At 66.3% G+C, this 3524-nt stretch carries 5 protein-coding genes; all 5 read left to right on the top strand.

Annotated elements, in window-relative coordinates; all coding sequences use genetic code 11:
• Positions 1 to 298 (top strand): DUF4424 family protein (locus tag EN780_RS29895; protein WP_128276087.1); only part of this gene is annotated, 298 nt, incomplete at its 5' end.
• Entirely contained in the window at positions 298 to 816 is a 519-nt protein-coding gene (locus EN780_RS29890) for a dihydrofolate reductase (RefSeq protein ID WP_127311835.1), read from the top strand. The genes EN780_RS29895 and EN780_RS29890, both read left to right, overlap by 1 nt.
• Positions 817 to 963: 147 nt before the next feature.
• Positions 964 to 2079: an FtsH protease activity modulator HflK gene (hflK, locus tag EN780_RS29885; RefSeq protein ID WP_127283653.1), complete on the top strand. Its 1116-nt coding sequence runs from the start codon at positions 964 to 966 to the stop codon at positions 2077 to 2079.
• Entirely contained in the window at positions 2079 to 3032 is a 954-nt protein-coding gene (locus EN780_RS29880; protein WP_127283654.1) for a protease modulator HflC, read from the top strand. Before hflK ends, EN780_RS29880 begins: the two co-directional genes overlap by 1 nt.
• Positions 3033 to 3038: 6 nt before the next feature.
• Positions 3039 to 3224, top strand: a complete 186-nt coding sequence (locus EN780_RS29875) for a DUF2065 domain-containing protein (RefSeq protein ID WP_127283655.1) — start codon at positions 3039 to 3041, stop codon at positions 3222 to 3224.
• Positions 3225 to 3524 lie beyond the last annotated feature (300 nt).

Raw genomic sequence — 3524 nt, 5'->3', positions numbered from 1 at the left:
GCGCAAGGCGGCCAAGGACAATCCCGACGGCTACCCGCAATTTTTCGAAAGCAGGATCGCCTATATCCTGACCACGGGCGGCAACTGGGCCTCGGGCAATATCGGCGACTTCAAGCTGACCATCGACAAGGGCAGCCCGAAGAACTTGGTCTCCTTCTGCGGCGACAATGTCCGCAAGGTCGGACCGACGACATTCGAGATGACGGCGAAGGATTTCTATCCCGAGCACGACATCGACATCTTGCTGCTCGAGCAGGCGGATGACACGAGCGGCGGTGACAACGGGAACGGTGGCTGATGGATATCGCAATCTACGTCGCCATCGCCGAGAACGGCGTGATCGGGCGCGATGGTGGCCTGCCATGGCGGCTTTCCACCGATCTCAAGCGCTTCAAGGCCGACACGATGGGCAAGCCGATCATCATGGGGCGCAAGACCTATGAAGGCATCGGCCGGCCGCTGCCGGGCCGGCTCAACATCGTGGTGACGCGCGACAAGGCCTGGCGGGCCGAAGGCGTCGAAACCGCGCATTCGCTCAGCGATGCCATCGCGCTTGCCAATGTGCGCGGACGCTGCATGGCCGGCGCCGACGAGATCTGCGTGGTCGGCGGCGGCGAAATCTACGCCCAGGCGCTGCCGCTGGCCGATCGGCTGCATGTCACCCACGTGCTCGCCAGCGTCGAGGGCGATGCGCATTTTCCGCCGATCGACCCGCAAGTGTGGCGCACCGTCGGCGCCGAGGACGTGCCGGCCGGCGAGAAGGACAGCCACGCGACCCGCTATACGGTCTACGAACGCCGTCGCGGCGCAAACTGAGGACGACAAAGGGTCGCTAGCGGCCCAAAACGGACGGCCGGCCAGCAGATCGCGTTGAAAGCGCGCCGTGGCGTCCCTATAGAAGTACGACATCGGATTTTGCGCCGTCAGGCCGGCGCTGAGGGAATCCCAAGCGAAAGGACATTCATGCCCTGGAACGACAAGAGCGGTGGCGGCGGCCCATGGGGCGGCGGCGGCAATCAGGGTCCCTGGGGGCAGGGGCCGAAGGGCCCCAGCGGTCCGCAAGGCTCGCCTCCCGACCTGGAAGACATCATCCGCCGCGGCCAGGACAGATTGCGGCGCGCCCTGCCGGGCGGCGGCGGCGCCAGCCCCGCGGTGTTCGGGTTGATCGCCGCGGCGCTCGTCGTACTGTGGGCATTCAAGGCGGTCTACACCGTGCAGCCTGACGAGGTTGCCGTCGAACTGCGCTTCGGCAAGCCGAAGGCCGAGCTTTCGGAGCCCGGCCTGCATTTCCATTGGTGGCCGGTCGAGACCGTCGAGACGGCCAACATCGCCGAACAGCTCGTCGATATCGGCGGCGGCGCGACCAACAGCAACAGCTCCGGGCTGATGCTTTCGGGCGACCAGAACATCGTCAACGTGCAGTTCTCGGTCGCCTATCAGGTCTCCGATCCCAGGGCCTATCTGTTCGACGTATCCGATCCCGACGGCATGCTGCGGCAGGTCGCCGAAAGCGCCATGCGTGAAGCCGTCGGCCGTCGGCCGGCTCAGGATATCTTCCGCGATGACCGCCAGGGCATAGCCGCCTCGGTGCGCGAGATCATCCAGACGACACTGGACGGCTACAAGGCCGGTCTCAACGTCAACGCCGTCTCGATCGAGGATGCAGCGCCGCCGCGCGAGGTGGCCGACGCCTTCGACGAGGTGCAGCGGGCCGAGCAGGACGAGGACAAGTTCGTCGAGCAGGCCAACCAGTATTCCAACCAGAAACTCGGCCAGGCGCGCGGCGCGGCCGCCCAGATCCGCGAGGACGCGGCGGCCTACAAGAACCGCGTGGTTCAGGAGGCCGAGGGTGAGGCGCAGCGCTTCATCTCGGTCTATGACGAATACGCCAAGGCGCCCGACGTGACGCGCAAGCGCCTCTACCTGGAAACGATGGAGCGGGTGCTGAAGGATTCGAGCAAGGTCATCGTCGAGCAGGGCAACGGGCAAGGGGTCGTCCCCTACCTGCCGCTTCCGGCATTGCAGCAGAAGGCGCCGGCGCCGGGCGCCCTGGGCGCCACGACGGGAGGAACCCAGTGATGGCCAACCGTCTCCCCATCATCGCCGTCGTCGCGGCGGTCGTCCTGTTCCTGATCTACTCATCGGTGTTCGTGGTCAACGCGCGCCAGCAGGCGCTGGTGCTGAGGTTCGGCGAGATCGTCGACGTCAAGACCGAGCCCGGCATCTATTTCAAGGCGCCCTTCGCCTTCTTCGATGCCGACAGCGTGCAGCTGATCGAGAACCGCGTACTGCGCTTCGACCTCGACAACATCCGCGTCCAGGTCTCGGGCGGCAAGTTCTACGAGGTCGATGCCTTCATTGCCTACCGTATCTCGAACCCGCGCGTCTTCCGCGCCGCGGTGTCCGGCAGCATCGAGCTTGCCGAGCAGCGGCTGAGGACGCGTCTCGACGCGGCGCTTCGCCGTGTCTACGGTCTGCGCGACTTCGAGGCCGCGCTGTCCGAGGAACGCGCCGTCATGATGCGCGAGGTGCGCGACCAGCTCAGGCCCGACGCCACCTCGCTCGGCCTCGAAATCGAGGATGTGCGCATTCGCCGGACCGATCTGACCGCCGAGGTTTCGCAGCAGACTTTCGACCGCATGAAGGCCGAGCGTCTCGCCGAGGCCGAGCGGCTGAGGGCACGCGGCAACGAGGCGGCGCAGCGCATCAAGGCCCGCGCCGACCGCGAAGTGGTCGAGATCGTCGCCGAGGCGCAGAAGGAATCGGAAATCCTGCGCGGCGAGGGCGAAGCCCAGCGCAGCGCGACCTTCGCGGCCGCCTATCAGCGCGACCCGGCCTTCTTCGAGTTCTACCGCTCGATGAACGCCTACGGCACGGCGCTCGACAACACCGGGACGACCATGGTGCTGTCGCCTGAGTCCGAGTTCTTCCGCTATTTCCGCGATCCGAACAGCATGGAAGCACCGGTAAAGCCAACGGCGCCGCAACCCGCGCCGGCCACGCCGCCGGCGCAACCCGGCACCGGCCAGTAGCGGCCGGTGCAGGATTTTCTCGCGGCAATGGGCCTGGTCCTCGTCGTCGAGGGCCTGGTCTATGGCGGGTTTCCGGGCTTGGCCAAGAAGCTCGCCACCGAGGTGCTGTCGATGCCGGAGACCGCGCTGCGCATCGCTGGACTGGCGGCGATCGCCATTGGCGTCGGCATCGTCTGGCTGGTGCGCGGCTGACGAAAATTTCTTGGTGCCGGCGTAACGGACGATTTATCCTCTGCCGATAGCCATAGCCGCAAACGTGCCGTATTTCTTGCCAACATGACGCAACGCGGCGTTTTTGCGGAAGCGCTTTCTTTCAGAAACACCGGGAGGCCCTCGATGACACCCAACACCCTTCTGCGCGTGGCCAGGCGGACGCTCGTCGCCGGCGCAGCGGCGCTGCTCGTCGGCACCTTCCTTGTCCCGTCCACCGTGACGCCGACCGTCGCCGCCGACGGACCGGCTTCGGTTGCCGATCTTGCCCAGGGCCTGCTG

The sequence above is a fragment of the Mesorhizobium sp. M4B.F.Ca.ET.089.01.1.1 genome (genome assembly GCF_004022605.1).
In the GTDB taxonomy this organism is placed as follows: Bacteria; Pseudomonadota; Alphaproteobacteria; order Rhizobiales; family Rhizobiaceae; genus Mesorhizobium; species Mesorhizobium abyssinicae.
Note: the sequence above shows the minus strand (reverse complement) of the source record. Positions and strands in the feature narration are given on the sequence as shown.